The 20,824-nt window shown below is 59.0% G+C and carries 27 protein-coding genes and 1 pseudogene; 14 read left to right on the forward strand and 14 right to left on the reverse strand.

Going from position 1 to position 20,824, the window contains the following annotated elements:
• Positions 1–96: 96 nt before the first annotated feature.
• The gene (locus tag AC07VG_RS21365; RefSeq protein WP_495002073.1) at positions 97–1,428 is read left to right on the forward strand and encodes an MFS transporter; all 1,332 of its coding nucleotides are present in this window, start codon (positions 97–99) and stop codon (positions 1,426–1,428) included.
• A 17-nt stretch (positions 1,429–1,445) separates the two neighbouring features.
• Here AC07VG_RS21365 and AC07VG_RS21370 read toward each other — a convergent pair whose 3' ends face one another.
• Positions 1,446–2,375, reverse strand: a complete 930-nt coding sequence (locus tag AC07VG_RS21370) for a LysR family transcriptional regulator (protein WP_495002074.1) — start codon at positions 2,373–2,375, stop codon at positions 1,446–1,448.
• A 111-nt stretch (positions 2,376–2,486) separates the two neighbouring features.
• Between AC07VG_RS21370 and AC07VG_RS21375 the strand changes: the two genes are divergently transcribed.
• The 4 genes from AC07VG_RS21375 to AC07VG_RS21390 all read left to right on the forward strand — a co-directional run bounded on the left by AC07VG_RS21375 (position 2,487) and on the right by AC07VG_RS21390 (position 5,560).
• Positions 2,487–3,572 carry a TauD/TfdA family dioxygenase gene (locus AC07VG_RS21375; RefSeq protein ID WP_495002075.1) on the forward strand — a complete coding sequence of 362 codons (1,086 nt, stop codon included), beginning with the start codon at positions 2,487–2,489 and terminating at the stop codon, positions 3,570–3,572.
• Positions 3,573–3,576: 4 nt separating this feature from the next.
• Positions 3,577–4,341 (forward strand): sulfite exporter TauE/SafE family protein, encoded by a 765-nt coding sequence (locus AC07VG_RS21380; RefSeq protein WP_495021848.1) that lies wholly within the window; start codon positions 3,577–3,579, stop codon positions 4,339–4,341.
• 38 nt (positions 4,342–4,379) lie between these two features.
• Positions 4,380–4,859: a YbaK/prolyl-tRNA synthetase associated domain-containing protein gene (locus tag AC07VG_RS21385; RefSeq protein WP_495002077.1), complete on the forward strand. Its 480-nt coding sequence runs from the start codon at positions 4,380–4,382 to the stop codon at positions 4,857–4,859.
• 128 nt (positions 4,860–4,987) lie between these two features.
• The gene (locus AC07VG_RS21390; RefSeq protein WP_495002102.1) at positions 4,988–5,560 is read left to right on the forward strand and encodes a GNAT family N-acetyltransferase; all 573 of its coding nucleotides are present in this window, start codon (positions 4,988–4,990) and stop codon (positions 5,558–5,560) included.
• 257 nt (positions 5,561–5,817) lie between these two features.
• Here AC07VG_RS21390 and AC07VG_RS21395 read toward each other — a convergent pair whose 3' ends face one another.
• Positions 5,818–6,690, reverse strand: a complete 873-nt coding sequence (locus tag AC07VG_RS21395) for an undecaprenyl-diphosphate phosphatase (RefSeq protein WP_495002078.1) — start codon at positions 6,688–6,690, stop codon at positions 5,818–5,820.
• A 194-nt stretch (positions 6,691–6,884) separates the two neighbouring features.
• Positions 6,885–7,031, reverse strand: coding sequence for a hypothetical protein (locus AC07VG_RS21400; protein WP_495002079.1), 147 nt, complete (start codon positions 7,029–7,031; stop codon positions 6,885–6,887).
• 285 nt (positions 7,032–7,316) lie between these two features.
• Here AC07VG_RS21400 and AC07VG_RS21405 point away from each other — a divergent pair, with 285 nt between their 5' ends.
• The 5 genes from AC07VG_RS21405 (at position 7,317) to AC07VG_RS21425 (ending at position 9,502) form a co-directional block, all read left to right on the forward strand.
• On the forward strand, positions 7,317–7,640 hold the full coding sequence (locus tag AC07VG_RS21405) for a YXWGXW repeat-containing protein (RefSeq protein WP_495002080.1): 324 nt from the start codon (positions 7,317–7,319) through the stop codon (positions 7,638–7,640).
• Between the two features lie 77 nt (positions 7,641–7,717).
• Positions 7,718–8,299 carry an RNA polymerase sigma factor gene (locus AC07VG_RS21410; protein ID WP_495002081.1) on the forward strand — a complete coding sequence of 194 codons (582 nt, stop codon included), beginning with the start codon at positions 7,718–7,720 and terminating at the stop codon, positions 8,297–8,299.
• Positions 8,296–8,730 (forward strand): hypothetical protein, encoded by a 435-nt coding sequence (locus AC07VG_RS21415; protein ID WP_495002082.1) that lies wholly within the window; start codon positions 8,296–8,298, stop codon positions 8,728–8,730. The genes AC07VG_RS21410 and AC07VG_RS21415 overlap by 4 nt, the downstream gene beginning before the upstream one ends.
• Entirely contained in the window at positions 8,727–9,206 is a 480-nt protein-coding gene (locus AC07VG_RS21420) for a periplasmic heavy metal sensor (RefSeq protein WP_495002083.1), read from the forward strand. Before AC07VG_RS21415 ends, AC07VG_RS21420 begins: the two co-directional genes overlap by 4 nt.
• 86 nt (positions 9,207–9,292) lie before the next feature.
• On the forward strand, positions 9,293–9,502 hold the full coding sequence (locus AC07VG_RS21425) for a YXWGXW repeat-containing protein (protein WP_495002084.1): 210 nt from the start codon (positions 9,293–9,295) through the stop codon (positions 9,500–9,502).
• A 152-nt stretch (positions 9,503–9,654) separates the two neighbouring features.
• Here AC07VG_RS21425 and AC07VG_RS21430 read toward each other — a convergent pair whose 3' ends face one another.
• Positions 9,655–10,314, reverse strand: coding sequence for an ArsR/SmtB family transcription factor (locus tag AC07VG_RS21430; protein WP_495002085.1), 660 nt, complete (start codon positions 10,312–10,314; stop codon positions 9,655–9,657).
• Positions 10,315–10,420: 106 nt separating this feature from the next.
• Between AC07VG_RS21430 and AC07VG_RS21435 the strand changes: the two genes are divergently transcribed.
• Complete coding sequence (locus tag AC07VG_RS21435; protein ID WP_495002086.1) at positions 10,421–11,620, forward strand: MFS transporter; 1,200 nt, start codon at positions 10,421–10,423, stop codon at positions 11,618–11,620.
• Positions 11,621–11,633: 13 nt separating this feature from the next.
• Here the strand turns inward: AC07VG_RS21435 and AC07VG_RS21440 are convergent.
• Positions 11,634–12,047: pseudogene (locus AC07VG_RS21440) on the reverse strand (helix-turn-helix transcriptional regulator); the annotation flags it as partial.
• Here AC07VG_RS21440 and AC07VG_RS21445 point away from each other — a divergent pair.
• Positions 11,970–12,218: a hypothetical protein gene (locus AC07VG_RS21445; RefSeq protein WP_495021849.1), complete on the forward strand. Its 249-nt coding sequence runs from the start codon at positions 11,970–11,972 to the stop codon at positions 12,216–12,218. The pseudogene AC07VG_RS21440 and the gene AC07VG_RS21445 sit on opposite strands and share 78 nt — an antisense overlap.
• Here the strand turns inward: AC07VG_RS21445 and AC07VG_RS21450 are convergent.
• The 8 genes from AC07VG_RS21450 to AC07VG_RS21485 all read right to left on the reverse strand — a co-directional run bounded on the left by AC07VG_RS21450 (position 12,215) and on the right by AC07VG_RS21485 (position 17,783).
• On the reverse strand, positions 12,215–12,397 hold the full coding sequence (locus tag AC07VG_RS21450; RefSeq protein WP_103494981.1) for a DUF1289 domain-containing protein: 183 nt from the start codon (positions 12,395–12,397) through the stop codon (positions 12,215–12,217). The genes AC07VG_RS21445 and AC07VG_RS21450 overlap by 4 nt on opposite strands.
• A gap of 3 nt (positions 12,398–12,400) precedes the next feature.
• The gene (locus AC07VG_RS21455) at positions 12,401–12,772 is read right to left on the reverse strand and encodes a hypothetical protein (protein ID WP_495002088.1); all 372 of its coding nucleotides are present in this window, start codon (positions 12,770–12,772) and stop codon (positions 12,401–12,403) included.
• A 77-nt stretch (positions 12,773–12,849) separates the two neighbouring features.
• The gene (locus AC07VG_RS21460) at positions 12,850–14,028 is read right to left on the reverse strand and encodes an MFS transporter (protein WP_495002089.1); all 1,179 of its coding nucleotides are present in this window, start codon (positions 14,026–14,028) and stop codon (positions 12,850–12,852) included.
• On the reverse strand, positions 14,021–14,620 hold the full coding sequence (locus AC07VG_RS21465) for a phosphatase PAP2 family protein (RefSeq protein ID WP_495002090.1): 600 nt from the start codon (positions 14,618–14,620) through the stop codon (positions 14,021–14,023). The genes AC07VG_RS21460 and AC07VG_RS21465 overlap by 8 nt, the downstream gene beginning before the upstream one ends.
• 376 nt (positions 14,621–14,996) lie before the next feature.
• Positions 14,997–15,152: a hypothetical protein gene (locus AC07VG_RS21470; protein WP_495002091.1), complete on the reverse strand. Its 156-nt coding sequence runs from the start codon at positions 15,150–15,152 to the stop codon at positions 14,997–14,999.
• 143 nt (positions 15,153–15,295) lie between these two features.
• Complete coding sequence (locus tag AC07VG_RS21475) at positions 15,296–15,943, reverse strand: iron-containing redox enzyme family protein (protein ID WP_495002092.1); 648 nt, start codon at positions 15,941–15,943, stop codon at positions 15,296–15,298.
• Positions 15,944–16,000: 57 nt separating this feature from the next.
• Positions 16,001–17,098: a styrene monooxygenase/indole monooxygenase family protein gene (locus AC07VG_RS21480; RefSeq protein ID WP_495002093.1), complete on the reverse strand. Its 1,098-nt coding sequence runs from the start codon at positions 17,096–17,098 to the stop codon at positions 16,001–16,003.
• A gap of 157 nt (positions 17,099–17,255) precedes the next feature.
• Entirely contained in the window at positions 17,256–17,783 is a 528-nt protein-coding gene (locus tag AC07VG_RS21485) for a winged helix DNA-binding protein (protein ID WP_495002094.1), read from the reverse strand.
• 245 nt (positions 17,784–18,028) lie between these two features.
• On the opposite strand from AC07VG_RS21485, the gene AC07VG_RS21490 reads away from it, so the two are divergent.
• Positions 18,029–18,688, forward strand: coding sequence for a response regulator (locus AC07VG_RS21490; protein ID WP_495002095.1), 660 nt, complete (start codon positions 18,029–18,031; stop codon positions 18,686–18,688).
• Between the two features lie 257 nt (positions 18,689–18,945).
• Positions 18,946–19,542: a plasmid pRiA4b ORF-3 family protein gene (locus tag AC07VG_RS21495; RefSeq protein ID WP_495002103.1), complete on the forward strand. Its 597-nt coding sequence runs from the start codon at positions 18,946–18,948 to the stop codon at positions 19,540–19,542.
• Positions 19,543–19,644: 102 nt separating this feature from the next.
• Here AC07VG_RS21495 and AC07VG_RS21500 read toward each other — a convergent pair whose 3' ends face one another.
• Positions 19,645–20,805, reverse strand: a complete 1,161-nt coding sequence (locus AC07VG_RS21500; RefSeq protein WP_495002096.1) for an L-talarate/galactarate dehydratase — start codon at positions 20,803–20,805, stop codon at positions 19,645–19,647.
• Between the last annotated feature and the right edge of the window lie 19 nt (positions 20,806–20,824).

The following is a 20,824-nucleotide window of genomic DNA, read 5'->3' on the forward strand; positions in this document are numbered from 1 at the left end:
ACAGGAGTACGCCCTCTCCGCCGGCCCTGAAAAGGCCAACGGGGCGCACCAGCGATCACTTGAAAATAACTATAAAGACCTACAAGGAACCCACTGATGTCGGTATATAAAGCGTCCGAATCGCCCGTCGAAACCCCGCAACAGACTCGCAAGCGCCTGCGCAAGGTCGCCGCCGCGACCATCTTCGGCTCGATGCTGGAGTGGTATGACTTCTACCTCTACGCGACCATGGCGGCGATTGTCTTCGCGAAGATCTTCTTCGACGCCAGCAACCCGCAAACCGCCTCGCTGCTGGCCTTCTCCACCTTTGCCATCGGCTTTATCGCCCGGCCATTCGGCGGCATCCTGTTCGGCTACCTGGGCGACAAGTTCGGCCGCAAGCAGGTGCTGGTCCTGACATTCTGCATGATGGGCGTCTGCACCACGCTTATCGGTCTGATTCCCAGCTACGCCGCCATCGGTCTCTGGGCACCCGCCCTGCTGGTGGTGATCCGCATCATCCAGGGCCTGGGGGCCGGCGCTGAACTCTCGGGGGCCGCCGTGACCTCCTATGAACACGCCGCCCAGGGCAAGCGCGGCAGCCAGGGCGCCTGGCCGGCGCTGGGCCTGAACCTCGGCCTGCTGCTGTCCTCGCTGACCATTTACCTGTTGACCCTGAACGGCAATGCATTCCTGCTCGAAGGCGGCTGGCGCATCCCCTTCGTCTGCAGCATCGCCCTGGTCGGGGTCGGCCTGTGGGTCCGCAACAGCATTCCGGAAACCCCGGAGTTCAAGGAACTGAACCAACAGAAGCGCGCGCAACCCAAGGTCTCGCCGCTGAAAGCGTTGCTGAAGAACGACCTCAAAGGCCTGGCCGTGGTGTTCTTCGTCGCCATCGGCTACAACGCCCTGAGCTATATCTTCAAGACCTTTTCCCTGGCCTACCTGACCCAATACAAAGGCGTCGACGTGCACGTGACCTCTTTGTCGGTGACCCTCGCCAGCCTGGTGGCCATTGTCGCCGTGCCATTTTTCGGCTGGTTGTGCGACCGCTGGAGCAGCAAGGCGGTCCTGGTCCTGGGCGGGGCATTTTCACTGCTGTTCGCCTACCCCTTCCTGATGCTGCTGAGCAGCGGTGAAAACTGGCAGGTCTACCTGGCGATCGGCATTGGCACCGGGGTCCTGGCCCCCATGATGTTTGCGCCGCAAGGCTCATTTCTCAGTCGTCAGTTCCCGACCCAGACCCGCTCCTCGGGCTTTGGCACCGGGCGCGAAATCGGCACGGCGGTGGCCGGTGGACTGGCGCCCCTGGGCGCCCTGTCACTGGTCTCGGCCTCGGCGACCCACTCCACCGACGGCGTGGCCCTGATCCTGGCGATCGCGGCAGTCTGCGTGGTGGTCTTCGCCTTGTGCGACCAGGGCAAAAAGCACTCGGCGTTCAAGAACTGACAGGGCCTGGCAGTCACCTAGAACGTCATTGAATGCTTGCGATCCAGGCTTTCGCCAAAGCCGCGGATCACCTCCAGCAGCGACTTCACCCGCAGCGGCAGACTCCCGGCCGGATACACCGCGTGCATCTGCGGGCTCTCGCCGCTGCTGGAAGTAAGCTTGTATTCGGGGCAGACCCGGACCAGGCGCCCGGCGTCCACCTCGGGTTCCGCCAACCAGTCCGCCAGCCGGGCGATCCCAACGCCCGCCAGAGCCGCGTGGAACACCGCCGCGCCCGAGCTGAAGCGAAATTTCGGATGCACCCGAAAGCTGATGGCCTGCTCTTCGTTGCGAAAATTCCACTCCTTGAGGATCCGTGGCGCCGTATGCAGGATCAGCGAGTGCGCCTCCAGCGCCTCGATCGAATCGGGCATCCCGCGACGCTCCAGATACCCGGGACTGGCATACAGGTAGCGTGAGTAACTCCAGAGCGGAAAGCCGATCAGGTCGCTGGATTGCGGAAACGCCCCGCGAATCGAGAAGTCCAGCTTGCTCTTGGCCGGGTCGAGGGTCTCATCGGTGAAAATCACATCGACACTCACATCCGGATAACGCTCGCAGTACTGGGCGATCAGCTTGGGCAAGACCCCATGGCCGAGAAACTCGGGGGCGGAAAAGCGGATCCAGCCGTGGGCCAGGCCGCTGAGACCGGCCAGGTCTTCATCCGCCTCACGTTGCAGATCCAGCATTCTGTAGGCGTGGGGCAAAAAGCATTCACCGGCCTCGGTCAGGCTCACCGCATTCGACGAGCGGTTGAACAACTTGACCCCAGCGCTTTCCTCCAGGGCCTGCACGGCACGGGTCAACGAGCTGGGAGAGCGCCCCAGCGCGCGGGCCGCGGCGATAAAGCTACGCTTGCGCGCCACTGTCGCGAAGGCTTCCAATTCCCCCAACATATCCAGGGCCATTTCCTCACCTCATTGCACTTTTCACAATATGGCATTGCAACACAAAAAAGGCCCTTCCGTTAGCCTTCCCGCTCAACCCACAGGGACGTAGGCAAACAGGAGCAAACGGACGTGTCAAAGCTGGATGAAATAGTCGGGAAATCTGCGGCGCTGATCGGTGAAGAAATTCGCGAATGGCTGGGAAAAAAATCCGCGACCTCGACCCGACAGGGGATACCGCAGCTTCATGTGTCATTCGAAGAACAGCGTGCCCTGCACGCCGGCCTGGCGTCACTGGCCGTGACCGACAGTGCCTCGGGCATCCGCGACATGCCGGCCCTGGGGCGGTTGTTGGAGAGCATCCTGGACGCCGAGAAAATCCAGCAACTGCGCGACTTCCCCACGAGTCGTAAGGTGGCGCTGATCGTCAGGGGACTGCCACTGGACTCGCAACTGCCCGCCACGCCTTATGACACGGACCCGGACATCGAAAACCTGCCGGTTCTGGCCGGTGCCATTCTGGCCGTGCTGCAAACCCTGCAAACCCGTCCAGTGGCATACGAAGGCGAAAGCGACAACAGCGTGTTCCGTCATGTATCGCCCAAGTACAACCGCGAAGCTGAAAAGAGTTCCTTTGGTTCACGCATGGACCTGGGCATGCATGTCGACAACCCGCACCTGCCCCTGACCTGCGAACCCGTCACGCAGCTGTCGGCCTGCCCGGAGTACCTGTCCCTGACCGGTCTGCGCTGCGAGCTCGACGTGCCGACGCGCATCGTCGCCATTGCCGACGTGTTGGCCATGCTGCCAGCCTCGGTCGAAGCAGAATTGTCGCGACCGCACTTCGCCATCCGCCGACCGGCCTCGTTTGGCAAACAGGGTAATGTGCTGGAAAACGTCCCCCTGCTGTACAGAAACGCCAGCGGTGGCCTGTATTGCCGCTACAACAAGGCCAGTGTCGCCGCGACCTGCGCCAATGCGCAGTTTGCCCTGCAACTGTTTGCCGCCGCCGCCAACCACCCCGATGTCGTGCACCAGATTCTGCTGCAACCGGGGGACATGCTGATCTTCAAGAACCAGCAAACCCTGCATGCCCGGGACGGTTTCCCGCCCCGCTACGACGGCCGCGACCGCTGGATGCTGCGCGTCTTCGGGGTCGACGACCCGGCACGCGTGGTGCCGCTGGACCCTCACCAACCTTTTATTGTCAGAGCCTGATTTCATGGTCGATATTGTCATCCTTTGCGTGTTCGCCTTTGCCGCCGGCCTGATCGATGCGGCGGTGGGCGGCGGCGGACTGATCCAGATACCCGCGCTGTTCAACGTGCTGCCCACGGCAACACCCGCGGCGCTGCTGGGTACCAACAAAGTCGCGGCCGCCTGCGGCACGGCCTTCGCGGCCCGGTCCTTCGTACGCAAAGTGGTGATCGACTGGAGCCTGGTGATTCCCGCCGCCTGCGCGGCCTTCGCCATGTCCTTCTTCGGCGCGGCCACGGTGTCGGTCGTGCCCCAGTCGGTGATCCGCCCGGCGGTGCTGGTAATGATCGTGCTGATGGCGGTCTACACCTTCTGGAAAAAGGACTTCGGCGCCCTGCACAAACCGATGCACATCGGCACCCGGGAAAAACTGCTGGCGATCGTGATCGGCGGGGCCATCGGTTTCTACGACGGACTGTTCGGCCCCGGCACCGGCAGCTTCCTGATCTTCCTGTTTATCCGCTGCTTCGCCTTTGACTTCCTGCATGCCTCGGCGTCGGCCAAAGTGGTGAATATCGCGACCAACGTCGCGGCCCTGATGTTCTTCATTCCGACCGGCAACGTGCTCTACCTGATCGCCATTCCCATGGCGGTCTTCAACATCCTCGGCGCGCTGACTGGCACCTGGCTGGCGGTGCATAAAGGCGTACCCTTTGTCCGGGCGCTGTTCCTGGTGTTGCTGGTGATCCTGATCAGCAAACTGTCCTATGACCTGATTCTGCAAACCTGATTTTGTAAACCTGATGTTGTAAACCAGAGGAGAACCCCATGTATCCGATGTTCGATCGCCTGGTAGAGCTGCTTGATGCCCGTGCCGCCTCCTACCGGGTGTTGCTGCACGACGCCGAGGGCCAGTCGGCGCGGGTCGCCGAAATCCGCGGCACCGAACCGGGCCAGGGCGCCAAGGCCATGCTTTGCTCGCTCAAGGGCCAGGCCGAACCCTATGCCCTGGTGATCCTGCCAGGGGACCAGAAGCTCGACATGAAGAAGGTCGGGGTGGCCCTGGGCGGGAAAAAAGCCGAACTGGTGAAGGCCGAAACTGCCATGGAACTGACCGGCTGCCGGATCGGCGCCATTCCGCCTTTCGTCTTCGATGAACGGATTCAATTGATTGTCGACCCGGCCTTGACCACCCGCTACGGCGAAATCGCCTTCAATGCCGGTCGACTGGATGCCTCGATGGTGCTCGATACGCAGGATTACCTGGCGATTGCCAAACCGTGGTTGCTGGATGTCAGTCAGGCCTGAGCAGACCGCGGCTGGATTGGTCCGCCTGTTTTAACCTGGAATGGCCCTTGCCAAGCCGATCCCGGCTACTTTGTAATGCTCGCTGAAACCCGCACTGCGAGCCCTGCCCCGTGAAAAACCTGCACTTGCTGCAATCCCTTGAAGGCGACCGGTTGCTGCTGCGGCCACTCCAGCCCGACGATGCCGACGCCCTGGTGGACGCCGCCCGGGACGGCGAGCTGTGGAACCTGCCGTTCACCGTGGTACCGGGGCCCAACACGGTCGAGTCCTACCTGCACAGCGCCCTCACGGGCCGGGAAGCCGGCACGGTGATGCCGTTTGTCATCGTGATCAAGGCCACCGGCGAAGTCATCGGCTCCACGCGCTTCTGGAAGATCGACCGCCAGTACCGCAAGTTGGAAATCGGCAGCACCTGGATCTCGACCCGCTGGCAGAAAAGCTTCGTCAACAGCGAGGCCAAGTACCTGATGCTGCGCCATGCGTTCGACGTGCTCGATTGCGTGCGTGTGCAGTTCACCACCGATGAGATCAATGAGAAATCCCGGGCGGCGATCCTGCGCCTGGGCGCGAAGCAGGAAGGGATCGTGCGCAACGAGCGGATCATGCCGGACGGGCGCAAACGCAACTCCGTACGCTTCAGCATCATCGACGCAGAGTGGCCCGACGTTCGCCAGGGATTGGAAAGGAACCTGCACCGATAACGCCTGCAAGACTTCCCACGCCGCCAAAAGCAATCATGAAGAAATCTTCAGGGGCCACCGCAAAAAAGCTTGGCCGCTGCCTCACAAGACTTTGAAAATAAACGATTTAAATTCTAAACGAATAAAACTTCTTTCACTGTGAGCAAGGCGCGGGCTGTTTATATTTCTACCGGCTTCTTTGGTGAAACCTCTTATTGGCCCGCATTCCTTGCGGGCCTTTTTTTGCGTAGCCCGCCGGCTACGCCCGCGCCCGTCGATTACGACAGAAAGCCGGTACTGACCGCGACAAGCAGGAAAATCCCCAGCACCGCGCGATAGATCACGAACGGCCAGGTGGAGAAACGTTCGAGGAAGCGCATCAGGCCCCAGATCGCGCAGAACGCCGAGACGCTCGCCACCACCAAACCGAACAGCAGATGGGTCCAGGCTTCCGCCGGGATCTGCGCATGGTGCAGCACCCACAACTCCTTGAGCCCGGCCAGCGCGATTGCCGGCAAGCCCAGCAGGAAGGAGAACCGCGCGGCCTCTTCGCGTTTGAAGTTGAGAAACAGCGCCGCGGTCAGTGTCGAGCCGGAACGGGATACACCCGGGATCAGCGCGCCGACCTGGGCGATACCGACGATCAGCGCATCGCGCAGGCGCATCTCGCCCACCACTCGCTGATGGCGGGCACTGAACTCGGACACCGCCATCAACACCGCCATCACCAGGCAGGAAATGCCGATCACCGTCAGACCGCGCAAGGGCGAATCGCAAGCGTTGAGAGTTGAAGACAAGGCCAGGCCGGCGATCCCGATGGGGATGGTCGCCAGGATGATCGCCACCGCCAGCTTGAACCATGGGCTGTTGTAATCACCCTGGCGCACGGCGCCGATACTGCCGCCGACCACATCGCGCACATCACGCCAGAAATAGCTGACCACAGCCGCCAGCGCGGCCAATTGCATCGCCGCCGAAAAAGCCGAGCCCGGATCCTGCCAACCGAGTACCGCCGGGACGATGCGCATATGCGCCGTGGAAGAGATAGGCAGCAGTTCCGTGATGCCCTGGATGATACCCAGAATGCCGATTTGCAAGTAATTCAGCGAAGCGAAGCCAATATCGAGGCCGCTGGAGCAGACGTTAGACAAAATAATTTCCCGGAAGAAGGCTAATTTCCCACCGCTCTCCAAGAGGTGCGGCGCAGACCTGTGAAGCTTAGACAGCAACGGGAATGATGGGCCTGTTTTTTATGATTTTCCAGCATCAATAAAGCTCAAAACACAAGTTGGGAATTACTTCATTTTATGACGAGCCATCCATGGCGTATTCGAGATCCCCTCTCTCAACCCGCCGAGGAGTCCACGGCAGCGGGTGCCGCATCCCCGTAATAACGCCAGCAGCAATGATCCCGATGCCCCGGCAAGATCACACAGCCGCTCAGACTCAGCAGTAACACAGCTGCACCCAGCAGCGAAAGACGACGTGACATGATGGTTTCCTCAAGGGGTTCAATGGACGGAAGCCGCTCAACGCGCAGGGCCAGGGCACCTGCCTATTGCTACGGTTATAGGTTGAACGTGACAGCGGCGGCCAATCCGTCGCTGCCCCGAACAATTTCATCAAGCACCCACCTTCCCTGCGCAATACTGCCCTCGCACATCCCCTCAGAATGTATCGATAAAAAAATGATTTTTGCTCGCGACGGATTTTCCCGGCACCTATCGTTCAACTCATCAGCAGCGTTCACTTTCGTACGCAGCCTGAAGGAGTTGTCATGAGACCTACACGCCCCCTGGCCAAATTGCGCCATGCCCTCCTGCTGATCCCGCTGGCGTTCGCCGCGCTGACCAGCACGCCAACCTTTGCTCAGCCCGAAATGATCATCCGCGAAGCGCCACCGCCGATGCGCGTCGAGGCGATTCCCATGGAGCGTCACGGCTACGCCTGGGACCGCGGCCACTGGCGCTGGGAAGGCCGGGGTTACGTCTGGGTACCCGGCCACTGGCAGCGGATGATGCACAATGCACGCTGGGAGCCGGGTCACTGGGAACCCCGCGGACCTAACTGGCGCTGGGTCGAAGGACACTGGGTCCGCTGATCCCCGGGCCGGGCGGCGCTTCTGCGCCGCCCGGCCTTGTCATACCCGAACCCATCACCGGACCGAGACTTGCCCGATTGAAAGAAACTGATCCGGACGTTGAGCTGCTGGCCCGTATTGGCAACAAGGAGCCGGCCGCCGTCAACGAGATGGTGTCGCGCAAGCTGCCCCGTTTACTCGCGCTCGCCAGCCGGATACTGGGCGATGCCGACGAGGCCAAGGATGTGGCGCAGGAAAGTCTCCTGCGCATCTGGAGGCAAGCGGCGAGCTGGCGCAGTGGCGAAGCCCGTTTCGACACCTGGCTGCACCGGGTGGCGCTGAACCTCTGTCACGACCGCCTGCGCAAGCGCAAGGAGCGCCCGCTGGAGGACGACGAGCCCGGCAGCGAGCCCGTCGACAACGCGCCAAGCCCCGATGAACAGTTGGAGGCCGTGGCGCGCAGTGAACAGATGGCTGCCGCCCTGGCGGCGTTGCCCGACCGTCAGCGCGAAGCCATCGTGTTGCAGTACTACCAGGAGCTGTCGAACATCGAAGCAGCGGCGCTGATGAATATCAGCGTCGATGCACTGGAAAGCCTGCTGTCGCGGGCCAGGCGCAACCTGCGCAGCTACCTCGCCGAAACGCACGGTCCAGATAGCCTAGGAAGGGGAAGACGATGACGCCCGAACGATTTGCTTATCTGGCCGACGCCTACGGCGCGGACCTGCAACGCTGGCCGGCCGCCGAGCGCAACGCCGCCCTGGGGTTGCTTGAGCGCGGCGACGCCGCCTCACTCCAGGTGCTGCAACAGGCCCGGCAACTCGACAGCCTGCTCGACAGCTATCAATTGGCGGCCCCCGATCCGGCCCTGGCCCGGCGTATCGCCGCTTCGGCGATCACAACCAGGCCGCTGTCGTTCTGGAGCCGTTATGCCGACTGGCTGTCCCGGGTCGGTTTCGTCGGCGTGGGCTTGGCGGGGATTGCCACCGGCATACTGGTGGTCTCGCTGAGCCTGCCGCTACCCACCGCATCCGAAGCGCTGCCGAGTGTCTTCGACCAGGGCGATGCCGACATCGTCTTCACTGTAAACGCCGAGGAAAGCGAGCAATGAGTCAACCGTCCAAGACCATCAAGAACTTCCTCCTGGTGTCGTTGATGCTCAATGTCTTTCTGATCTGTGGCATCGGCGGTGGCATCTACCACTGGTTGGTCAATGCGCAACCGGCCATGGCCGCCGTCAACCAGCACGGCTTGCGCCAGGCGATAGTGCAATTGCCGGAGACGCGCCAGCGTGAATTGCGCCACCTGTTGCGCCGCAATCGAGCCGACAGCCAGCCGCTGATCATGGCGGGCCGCCAGGCGCGTCAGGATGTGATCAAGCAGCTCGAAGCGCCGACACTGGATCGTCCGGCCTTGCTGACGGATCTGGGCAAGGCCCGCGAGGCCGATATTGCGCTCAGGGCGCTGGTGGACAACACCCTGGCGGAATTCGCCGATACGCTGCCCCAGGAGGAGCGTCGCAAGCTGGTCGACTCGCTGTATTTCCGTGGGCAGGCCAAAGGCAAGGCGATGCAAAAAAACCTGTAGGCGCGACGGGTTTTGCCGCTGGCAGCGTTTAACCCTTGAAGCCCGCCAACAAGGCGACGACTAAATCCCCAGCAAGGAGTTACGCAATGCTGCGAATATTCAAGAGCGCGCTTATCGCCAGCCTGATGGCCGCGTCACTGGCCGGCTGTATTGTCGAGCCGGTGCATCCGCGTCGACCACCGCCCATGGTCGAAGTCGTACCGGTCCTGCCGGCACCGGGTTATCACTGGGTCGCCGGACATTATCGCTGGGGCGGGAATCAGTGGATCTGGGTGCCAGGGCATTGGCGCTACTAGGTAGGAACAGAGCCAAGGCAAAAGCCGGCGCAGTGGCGGGCCCTCCATTTGAACGCCATAGGTTATGCCTGGCGGAACAGTACGAAATTTCCAGCACTGCCTGCGCTTACAGCAAGGGAATAACCGCGCGCCTGCAAGCGAGAGCTTGAAACTCAGGCCGACATCACCACCTCGAGCCCCGCCGCCTTCCACTCGGGAAAACCGTCTTCGAGCCGCCTGATCCGATAGCCCTTGGCCCTGAGCGCGGCAATCACTTCGAAGGACAGCACGCAGTAAGGCCCACGACAGTAGGCCACCAGGTCCTGCTCCCGGGACAGGCTGGCCAGGCCCTGTTCCAGCTCATGAAGCTGGATATTCAAGGCCCCGGGCAAATGCCCCTGGGCAAACTCGTCCTCGGGTCGGACATCCAGCAGTGTCACCGTCCCGTCTTGCAGACGAGCGAGCAGATCCTCCCGGGAAACCGGCTCAAGGTCATCCATCCGATCGTAATAATCACTCACGAAGCATTGCACTTCGGCTCGATTGACTTCGGCATAACTGCGCAATCCGGCAATCAGTGCGGTGATCGGCCCTTCCCCCAACCGATACAACACGTGCTTGCCGTCACGCCGAGACTGGACGAACCCGGCCCGACGCAAATGTTGAAGATGCTGCGAGACATTGGCCACGGAAAGCCCGGTGAGTTGGGCCAGTCGTTCGACCGAACGCTCCCCCTGGGAGACGTGTTCAAGGATTTCCAGGCGATGGGAATTTCCCAGCGCCCGCGCCAGGTCCGCCAACTGATCGAACATGAATTTCTTTGGATTCAACATGAGCAAAATCGTATCAGCGAAAAATCATTCAATCAATTCATTGAATGATTGATATATAGTCATGCATCGTCAAAAACCTGCCCCGCAGAGGGAAGAGGATTTACTTATGCGCAGTCGTCCCATGCACCGCCAGGTGCTTTTGCTAGCCAGTGCCCAGGCACTGTTTCAGACCGTCTCGGTCCTGGTGATGACGGTGGGAGGACTGGCCGGCAGCCAGATTGCCACTCGGCCGGCGCTAGCAACGCTGCCCATCGCGACGATGTTCCTCGGCACGGCGCTGATGACCTTTCCCGCCTCCTTATGGATGGCCCGCGTGGGACGCCGCGCGGGGTTTATTGTCGGGGCGTTGCTGGGCGTGCTGGGTGGCGTCATTGCCGCGGGTGGCATCGCGCTGGGTTCGCTGGGACTCCTGTCCTGCGGTACCTTCCTGGTCGGTGCCTATCAGGCCTTCGCGCAGTTCTACCGCTTTGCCGCCAGCGAGGTGGCGGACGACAGCTTCCGTCCCCGGGCGATCTCCCTGGTGTTGAGCGGCGGTATCGCCGCCGCGCTGGCAGGACCTTTGCTGGGGCGCTGGGGCAGCACGCTGATGAATGCCCCGTATGCGGGCTCATTCCTGCTGCTGGCCGTCGCCTCGGTGATTGGCGCCGGTGTATTGCTCGGGCTGCGTATTCCGGCCAGTCGGGACGACGCTGGCGCAGGCCAAAAGGCTCGCCCGTGGAAACAGATCATTTCCCAGCCCGCCTACCTGGTGGCGCTGTTTGGTGCGGCAACCGGCTACGGCATCATGATCCTGGCCATGACCGCGACACCGCTGGCCATGATGCAGCACCACCATGATTTATCGACGGCCGCCACCGTCATCCAATTGCATGTGCTCGGGATGTTTCTGCCGTCGTTTTTCACCGGTTCGCTGATTGCCCGTTTCGGCGTGCTACGCATCATGCTGATCGGCGTCGGATTGCTGACGGTCCATGTACTGACGACCTTGACCGGCACCGGTTTCAACTCCTTTGCCAGCGCACTGGTGCTGCTCGGCGTGGGCTGGAACTTCCTCTATATCGGCGGCACCACCTTGCTGACCCGTACCTACATCCCAGCGGAAAAAGGTCGCGCTCAAGCCACCAACGACATGACGATCTTCGTGGTCGGCCTGGCCTGCTCGTTCAGTGCCGGGGCGTTATTGCAGGTGCTGGGCTGGGAAAAGATGAACCTGTTGCTGTTGCCATGGCTGGGTATGACGGCTCTGGCGCTGGTCTGGTTGGGTTATCGCCAACGTCGAGGGACGACCGCCATGGCGGTCGGTTAACGCCACAACCTGGTCAGGGAGAGTAGGTATGGAAACCTGAACTTCCCGGCGGCGGCACCACAAAACTGGCCTTCATGCGCTTGATCTCTTCAACAGGGCTGCTGCCGAACAGCCGCTTGAACTCACGGCCGAATTGCGAAGCGCTTTCGTAGCCCACTTCCAGGGCAGCACTCGCGGCGCTCACGTCGTTCCTGAGCATCAGCAGCCGTGCCTGATGCAGCCGGATCGACTTCAGGTATTGCAGCGGTGAAGTCTGGGTCACCGACTTGAAATGACTGTGGAACGAGGGAATGCTCATGCCGGCTTCAGCGGCCAACTGCTCAACGCTCAGCGGCAGGCTGTAAGCCCCGTGAATTCGGCGAATGGCCTTGGTTATCTTGCCGAACTGACCTTGCTGGGTGAGTGCCGCGCGCATGGCGCCGCCCTGCTGGTCGATTTGCAGTCACCGATTTCGAGCGGATCGACGCAGCGGTTGCCGGCTCATCTGCTGCTGGGCAGTGATGCACTCACGCTGGTTCGGGAAAAGCTCGCCAGCTATGCCGCGGAGCTCGACGCCTGGGAAGCGCTGACCCGCTCCACGGACTTTGACGCGGATTAACGCTTCTTTTTCTGCAGGCTTTTCAGGCGTAGCGTCGCGCGTTGCACCGCGGCCATTTTTTCCGGGCGCTTCATGCGCTTCCACTGCTTGATCTCTTCCTTGGAACGGCCACAGCTCAAACACATCTCGCTGTTGAGCTGGCACACGGAAATACAGGGATTGTCGATATCCTTGGCCATGGTTCAGTGGCGCCCCGGGCGCGGACCGCGGGCAAGGTGCTGTTGCCAGTGACCGGCGCTCACCTGCTGGCAATGTTCTTCGCTGTCGAACGCCAGATGAGCCGCGACCTGCTTGACCTCGACGTCCGCTTCGCGCAAGGCGGCGGCGGTCAGTTCAAGCATCCGGGCTGACTCGCCGGCCAGCGCCTGGTCACGGTTGGCCCGGGTGTCGAAAACCCAGGTCACCCGCAGGCTGGAGGGAAAGCGCGCGAAGTCCACCTCGTGGGTCAGCCAGGCGAACCCCTCGATCCTGGCCTTGGCCGTCTCGCAGGCCTCGGTCAGGGTGGCAACCAGGCGACGCTCGATCCGCGCCTGCTCGCGTTTACTCAACAACATGCTTTGATCCTTTTCATCTCGACGGTGCAGAGTATGCCGTACGAACGTTGGCTGCGCGCCCCTGCACCGTTGGTTTTTCATCCACGACAATGCCTGGCGAACAGCAGGCACAACGCCGCCGCCGAGAATGCGGCGCCGACGTAGAACGTCGCCGCCGCGCCATGGACCTGCCACAGCCAACCGGCGATAACACTGGCCAGGAGCAAGGCAACCCCGCTGATCAAATTGAACACCCCGAAGGCCGTGCCTTTCAGGTCTGTGGGTGTAGTGTCCGCCACCAGCGTGGCCAGGATGCCCTGGCTGAAACCCATGTGCAGCCCCCACAACGCAACCCCCAGCAGCAACCCGGAAATGGATTGCACATCAGCCAGGGTGATATCGGCCAGGATCAACAACACCAGGCCGGCACCGAGCAGCGTCGTTCGGCTGACACTGTCCGACCATTTGCCCACCGGATAAGCCGACAGCATGTAGAAGCCTGCCATCACCACCATAACCAACGGCACCCATGTCGCGCTGAACCCGGCCTGCTGGGCCCGCAGCACCAGAAAAGCCTCACTGAAGCGCGCCAGGGTAAATGCCGCACCGATGAACACCACCCACCAGTAGTCCCGAGAAAAACGACTCAGCGACTGGAGTCGTATGGGCGAACGCAAGGGCTTTCTCCCCGCCTCATGCTCAGGCTCGCTGACCCCGAACACCAGCAGCCCTACAGCAACCGCGGCGGGAATCACGGCAAACCAGAGCACCCGGGAAATGTCACCGGTAAAGCCGATCATCAGCACAATGGCCAGCAACGGCCCCAGGAATGCACCGATGGTGTCCATCGACTGACGCAGCCCAAAACAGGCACCACGGATGGCGAAAGGGGCAACATCGGCAACCAGCGCATCGCGCGGCGCACCGCGTATCCCCTTGCCGATCCGGTCCAGGATTCGCGCGGTAAACACCAACTGCGCCGACACCGCCAGTGGGAACAGCGGTTTGGTCAGGGCCGCTAGGCCGTAACCCAGAATCAGCAGTTCTTTGCGGCGACCGATAAAATCACTGAGCGCCCCGGAAAAGACTTTCACGATCAGCGCCGTAGCCTCCGCGACCCCCTCGATGATACCGACGGCCAGCATACTGACACCCAGCGTTCCCACCAGGTAGACGGGCAAGAGGGCATGCACCAGCTCCGACGAGAGGTCCATAAACAAGCTGACAAAGCCCAGTGCCCAGACCGTGCGCGGAATGGATCGAAAGGTTTCAGACATCACACCAGCCCTTGGCGATAGGCAGTGCGAAGATCCGTCGGTAGACCAGCTCCAGTCCATCGAGCAGACGCACGCTGAACGACCCGAGGCTCAGTGCCAACGCCACCACCCAGTTGCTGACGAGCGCCACCCCCAGGGACCCGACGATATCCAGGGGGAAATGCACGCCCAGATAGATACGGGCCCAACCGACCGCCCCCCCGAGAAACACCAGCACCACACCGGTCCGACGCAAGGTGTTGGCGATGAAGGCAAGCCCAAGGGCAAAGAAGACCACGGCATGATCGCTGGGAAACGAGGTTTCCGCTTGATGGGGCAGGAAGGTGTGACCCAGGTCGATCATGAATGGCCTGGGGTGCGTCCAAAAGAGGCCGATCAGCTGATTGATCGCCAAGGCGAGCAGAACGCTGAGCATGGCCACCACGGTAGCCACTCGCGTCTGCCTGCTGCCCCATGGCCAGAGCCCGGCCAGCAGCAACGGGATGCCATAAATCAACCACTCGGCCAAGGCGGTCAGCATGAACAGCGTGCCGGAGCCGGGCTGCGCATCGGCATTGAGCAGCAGGAACAGCGAACGATTGAGTGTTTCCATGGTGCGGTCTCACGGATTGGACAAAGGGGTTCGGCGCAACGAGTGGGCGACGTCGGCGTCAAGCAGGGTCCCCATGTCGGCAAGGCCGAATAGCACAGGCACAAACATTCGACAGTTCATCCGCCGCCCCCAAAGCTGAGCGAAGAAAAAGACAGGGACAGCACCGATTGATCGGCTAAAGGCGACCAACAGGAGACAACGCCCTGAACAACAACGATTTTCATCAGTATGCGGGCGGCAGCCCCAACATGGACCCGCTCGCCGGCTGGCCTCCGTAGAAAAGCCACATAAAGGAATCGCTCTCTATGATGATTGATGTGGATCTCTTGAAACCCTATCTGACGGCCGCGGACAACGCCAGCGAAATGGCCAGGGGCTACGAGGTGTCGTTACCGGTGTGGGCCACGCGGACTTCCAGCGGCGCTGCGCCGACAAACTGGCGGCAGGCCTCGATCTCCACGGGATTGATCGCCCGACCCATGGCACCGAACAGCGTGAAACCATGGGTCAGCAAGGTGCTGCCGGCAAGCATCGATCAGGATTGAGGATTAATCCAGCCGTTTGAACATGTGTTCTCCATCGTAGAAATGCCCCTCGATACTCATCGCGCGGGGCTCGACGCCAAATTGGATAAACCCGGCAGCCGAGTAGAACTTCTTGGGCCCCGAGCAGCCCTCATGAATGGATACTCAAGCGAGCAATCTGATCACACGCGGCGTTCAGCATCTCCCAGCCTTGTTGTTGTAGGGTCATCAAATTCAGATATTTTTCGGCGGAAAGACTGTTCAATAGATCGATCCCCATTTGTTCGTGCTGGGCATCCGCCTGCGCATGAACTTCAAAGTAGTCCGTCTCACCATAACGGCGCATGACTTCATGAGCGGCACTGAAAAATATATTGGCGCTCGCCTCCAGGACCAGGTGAATCAATACGGTTTTTTCTTCGTTGTCCAGCGTGAACATTTTCCAGGCAAACCAGGCCGCAGTAGCCTCCAGAATAGGATGCCAGGTAGGCGCTCGATACTTTCTGTCCTTCATCAGCTTGAAATTATGGCCAAACTCTTCATTCAGATGGGCTTGCACCACGGATGAAAATTGGCGATTTTCACAAAAAACACTTCTCAACATGATGGTTTTTTGGAAGTAATCGGAAAACACCTGGATGGCGTCCAGTAAACGCTCTCGGCTCGCTTTGTCCTCCATCTGTTTGCTCTGAATCAAACACATAAGAGCACTGCCTTTATAGCCGTCTGCAAGGCGCCTATTTTCCTTTAACAATGATTCAAAATTCGCCTTTCTCACAGGCATATGCAACGTAATCACATTCGCATCCTCAATTATTACAGCGTGACTTCCTTAAAAACAAACAGCGCCCTTGCATTATTTAAAGCTGTCCATCACTCCTTGGGTTTTGATCGGGTCAGTAATCCAGGGAAAAAAAGCATTCGCATCATCAAATCCATTCGCCAATGTGTCAGCCAACCCCGACAGATGTGCGGCTGAACGTAAAAGCTCCATAACATGCTTCGGAGAACGCAGCAGCAGTATATTTGACCAGTTCGTCGAGGCCTGTGCATACCGTCGCCAGTAGCACTCAAACAGCCTTTGCATCCAGGCCTCATCAAAAGGCTCTTTATTGCGTTTCACTATCCAATCAAAATAAACACCGGCACATTTCGTCGCATTGTTCGCCCCTTGACCAGCAATCGGATCATTCAGCACAACAGTATCTGCCATACCAAGAACAAACTGTCCACCTGGCATTCTGGCCGTCGGGTGCTTCACGAAAGGTGTATAACTTCCTTTCAGGTGGGCGTGCCTATCTGACAACTTAATACCGACGGATCTTTCTGCTTCCCATGGCATATAACGCGCGAGCAACTCTTGACTGACACTCAACTGCTCATCCGCATCCGACACATCACTAAAGGCATCAAACGCGCGACCGGGAATACCTTCGAACAACATCATTTCACATCGCCCACCCAACGTTAAACCAGGCATTGTGATGTACTCTCCAACCTCAGGAATGACATTCACCCGAACACCAGGAAAACGCTCAACCGGCCACATTCCTGTCACATAAAAACAGGCAAGCGTTCGTTGCGGCGTTTCGAATATCGAACGTTCATGATCACGCAAAAAACAGCGACCAATCTCCCCCTTACCGCTGGCGACAATCGTTAATTCGTGCCACTTGGAAATCTCGTCAAGGTCTGCCAACGCCACGTCCTGGATGATTAAACGCCCTCCAAGACTCTGAAAAACGTCAAGCCAACGGGAAAATTTCAGCCGCTGATCAACCGACTGAAAGGGTCGTTGAGTTTTACCTTTCCACTCAACATCTTTTCGAGCCGTGTCCTGCTCGCTCAATGTAAAAGTCACCGACGTATTCCAGGGACATTCTTCATCCCAAAAATTAAGTCCCCAGCGCCGCTCAATCTGTAAAGCCGTATCGAACATCCCCTGGCTGGACATAATGTTTCCATCGCGAATTTGCTCAGCCGTTCGATCACTGAACAACGTTATATCGTAGCCTTTTTTTTAAGCGCTATCGCCAGCAATAGTCCAGCTTGCCCGGCACCCACAATCGCAATATGTCTCATTGAATAACCCTCGTAAATTTCAAACCCGCTCAACCGAACTCGGCCTTGACAGACTTATAAATTGAAGCCGCTCGATGAGCCTCCTCATACACGCCCTTGATTTGCCTGAGTCCGTGCACAACCTCTTTGAGATTGATACCGCTGATCTCATATGAAAATTCTCCAAACAGTATATTTTTACGAGCCTCCGTGTATTTATCCGTACTTTTCCGTCCTTCCTCAGTAACACTGAGTTGTACCTGCCGATTCTTGAACGGCTGATACTTCTTCACCAACCCTCTCTCGCTGAGCTTTGTAACACAATAATTAATATTGAAATGATCAGGACGATTCAATAGCCGCCCCACCTCCGCAATGGTTTTAGGCCGATCGTTCATGCGAATAACGTGAAGCACCGCCAGCTCATCCACTGATAAATTACTATCATTGACCATTTTTTCGCACTCCAACTGCCAACGTTTGAAGGCATTAAAGGCCCTCCACAGCTGCAGCTCGCACTCAGCCCAATCCACTTCGTCACCAGTGATAGCTAGATGCCACGTCTTGTCGATATACATAGGTGGGCCTTCAGTCTTTGATTGAATCAATTTCTACATATTTTGCCTAGCTTGGCAATGGATACACCAAGAAATTAACCTGATCGTACAAACCCGACCAGCATCCTATACATCGCAAAGAATTAACCTACAAAAATCTCAGCAATAAGCGACATAAGCCTCTATTGAATGACCCGCCTATTCGCTTTATAAATTTTAAACCGAATCACAAAGCAAATCGTCCCAGGGAACAGAGGGAGCTTCTTATGTGCCAAAACACCCATCCGAACAGCGTCAGGCTCCCGGTCAGCAAGCAAACCCTCAGCCGACACCTACAGGAGCCGTTGACTGAGATCATGAAGACCTTCTGGAAGCTCAAGTCAGGGGCCAGGAAGGCGGACAGCATGACCTTGGAGCAAATGAAACAGTTCATGGCCCACTTCGAAAAAAGTTGCTCTGACCTCGAGCTTTCGGGAGCGGACATGCTTAAATTTTTTCAATGTATTGCAGAACAAGCCAAGGAAACTCCCTCCATCGACAGCCAATCGAGGCAGAGCACCTGGCTCTCCATATTGATTGTTGACGATGATGAGCGAGTGCGCGAGTTTCACTGCAGGATCCTGAAAAGCCTTAACTGCAGTGTCAACATAGCCAGCAATGGTTATGAAGCCTTGGGTATGTTGTGCAAATCCTACGATGCCATACTGATGGATATCCAAATGCCTGGAATGGACGGTATTGAAACCGCCATAAGGATTCGCCAACGGGGCTTTGACCCTCGGACCACCCCGATTATAGCCATTACTACCCATTCTCTGGATGAGGTGCGTGGAAAATGCCAGGCGTCCATATTCAACGAGTGCATGCAAAAGCCCATGGATATCAACAAACTTCAAAAAACGCTCGAAAACCTGACCACCCGATAAGGGTTGAAGGGTTCTCCTCAGTCAGTTCCGTTTAAATATCGCCCATTGTCGTAGGCTGATTCACACCCATTTTGTCCTTGCGGTCTGATTTTCGTCGATGAACAACGTCGCTACCATCGGAGTATTGCATCCATCAATCAAGTTCCTACAACGGATCCTCCAGAGCCTGAACACTTGAGAGGGATGACTTAAGGAAGCGTCGGAGCGATCCCTGATATCGCTTCTTGTCCATTGACCCTCGAGAGGCAGCCAGACTCATGTCACCCATTGCCCAATTGCCGACTCCCAACATCGACCGTGTCCTGATCCTGCGGATTGAGCTGAAGTGGATAACACCCACGATCTGGCGCCAGGTAGCGGTCCCTGAAAACATCACCCTGGGCAACCTGCACCAGGTCATTCAGGCAACGATGGGCTGGACCGACGCGCACCGGCACGAATTTGAAATCGCCGGTGACAGCTACGGCGTTTCAACCTCGAATGCCGGCTGGAAGCCACCGGTCGTTGCAGAGAAACGCCAGACATTGATCGGCGCCTTGCGCGGGAAACGGACCTTCCGTTACGTCTATGATTTCAGGGATGGCTGGGAACATGTGATCCGGGTGGAAAAAATCATCCCCGCTGGCGTTTGCCCCCAGTTGCCCTACTGCATCGACGGCGCCAACGCCCGACCGCCGGAAGATATCGGCGGCATGCTGGGCTACGATGAGTTTCTGACGGCCCTGGCGGACTCCGGCCACCCCGAGCATGACAACGTGCTGGAGTGGTTCGGGGATAACGACTTTGATCCGACGACCTTTGATTGTGTGCGTATCAACCGGTCGCTGAAGCAGATCAGGCTCCAGCGATCTTGATAACGACGTTACCAAAGGCACCTTTCTCCCTGGTTTTATCCATATCGACTTCAGCGCCGCCACTGCGAATGTGTTCGAATTCGGCGGCACTCACCCGCGGGCTCATGGCCGCATACCCACCTCGGCGACTTGAGCGGTCCAGGCTTTGACCTGCTCGCTGAGCGTCAGCCCCAGCCCGGGACGGGTGGGCACGAGCATGCGACCGTCATGGGTTTCCAGACGCTCGTTGAACAGTGGTTCGAGCCATTCGAAATGCTCGACCCAGGGCTCCGTCGGGTAAGCCGCTGCCAGGTGCACGTGCAGTTCCATGGCGAAGTGCGGCGCCAGCATCAAGCCGGCTTGCTCGGCCATGGCCGCCACCTTCAGGTAAGGCGTAATCCCACCCACTCGTGGCGCGTCGGGCATCAGGAAGTCGGCGCCGCGCAGCTTGATGAACTCGGCGTGCTCGGCAACGCTGGTGAGCATTTCACCAGTGGCAATCGGTGTGTCGAATTGCCGGGCCAGGGCGGCATGGCCTTCGGCGTCGTAGCAGTCCAGCGGTTCTTCAATCCAGATCAGGTTGTATTGTTCAAACTGGCGACACATGCGCTGGGCCGTCGGGCGATCCCATTGCTGATTGGCATCCACCATCAGTGGGAAGTGCTCACCCAGGTGCTTGCGAACGGTGCTGACGCGCTGGATGTCGATGGCGCAATCCGGCTGGCCGACTTTCAGCTTGATACCGCCAATGCCCTTTTCACGAGACAGGTCGGTGTTCTTCATCAGTTGATCCAGCGGGGTGTGCAGAAAACCACCCGAAGTGTTGTAGCAGCGCACCGAATCACGTTGGGCACCGAGCAGACGCGCCAGGGAAAGGTTGGCGCGCTTGGCTTTCAAATCCCACAACGCCACGTCGAAGGCGCCGATAGCCTGAGTCGACATACCGCTGCGCCCCACCGATGCTCCGGCCCAGCACAGCTTGGTCCACAGCTTGGCAATATCACTGGGGTTTTCGCCGATCAGCGCCGGCGCGATTTCCTCGGCATGGGCGAATTGCCCCGGGCCGCCTGCCCGCTTCGAGTAGCTGAAGCCGAGGCCACGGTGACCGTCGATGGTTTCGATTTCAGCGAACAGGATGACGATTTCAGTCATCGGCTTTTGCCGCCCAGTCAGCACCTTGGCATCACTGATCGGATTAGCCAGGGGCAAGATCACCGAGGACACACGCACCCAGGCAATACGGTCGTCGTCGGAGGATTTGATGGCGTGTTGTGCTGTGAGCATGTGGGCTCTCCTTGAACAG

This window comes from Pseudomonas sp. GW821-FHT03C07, assembly GCF_059420925.1.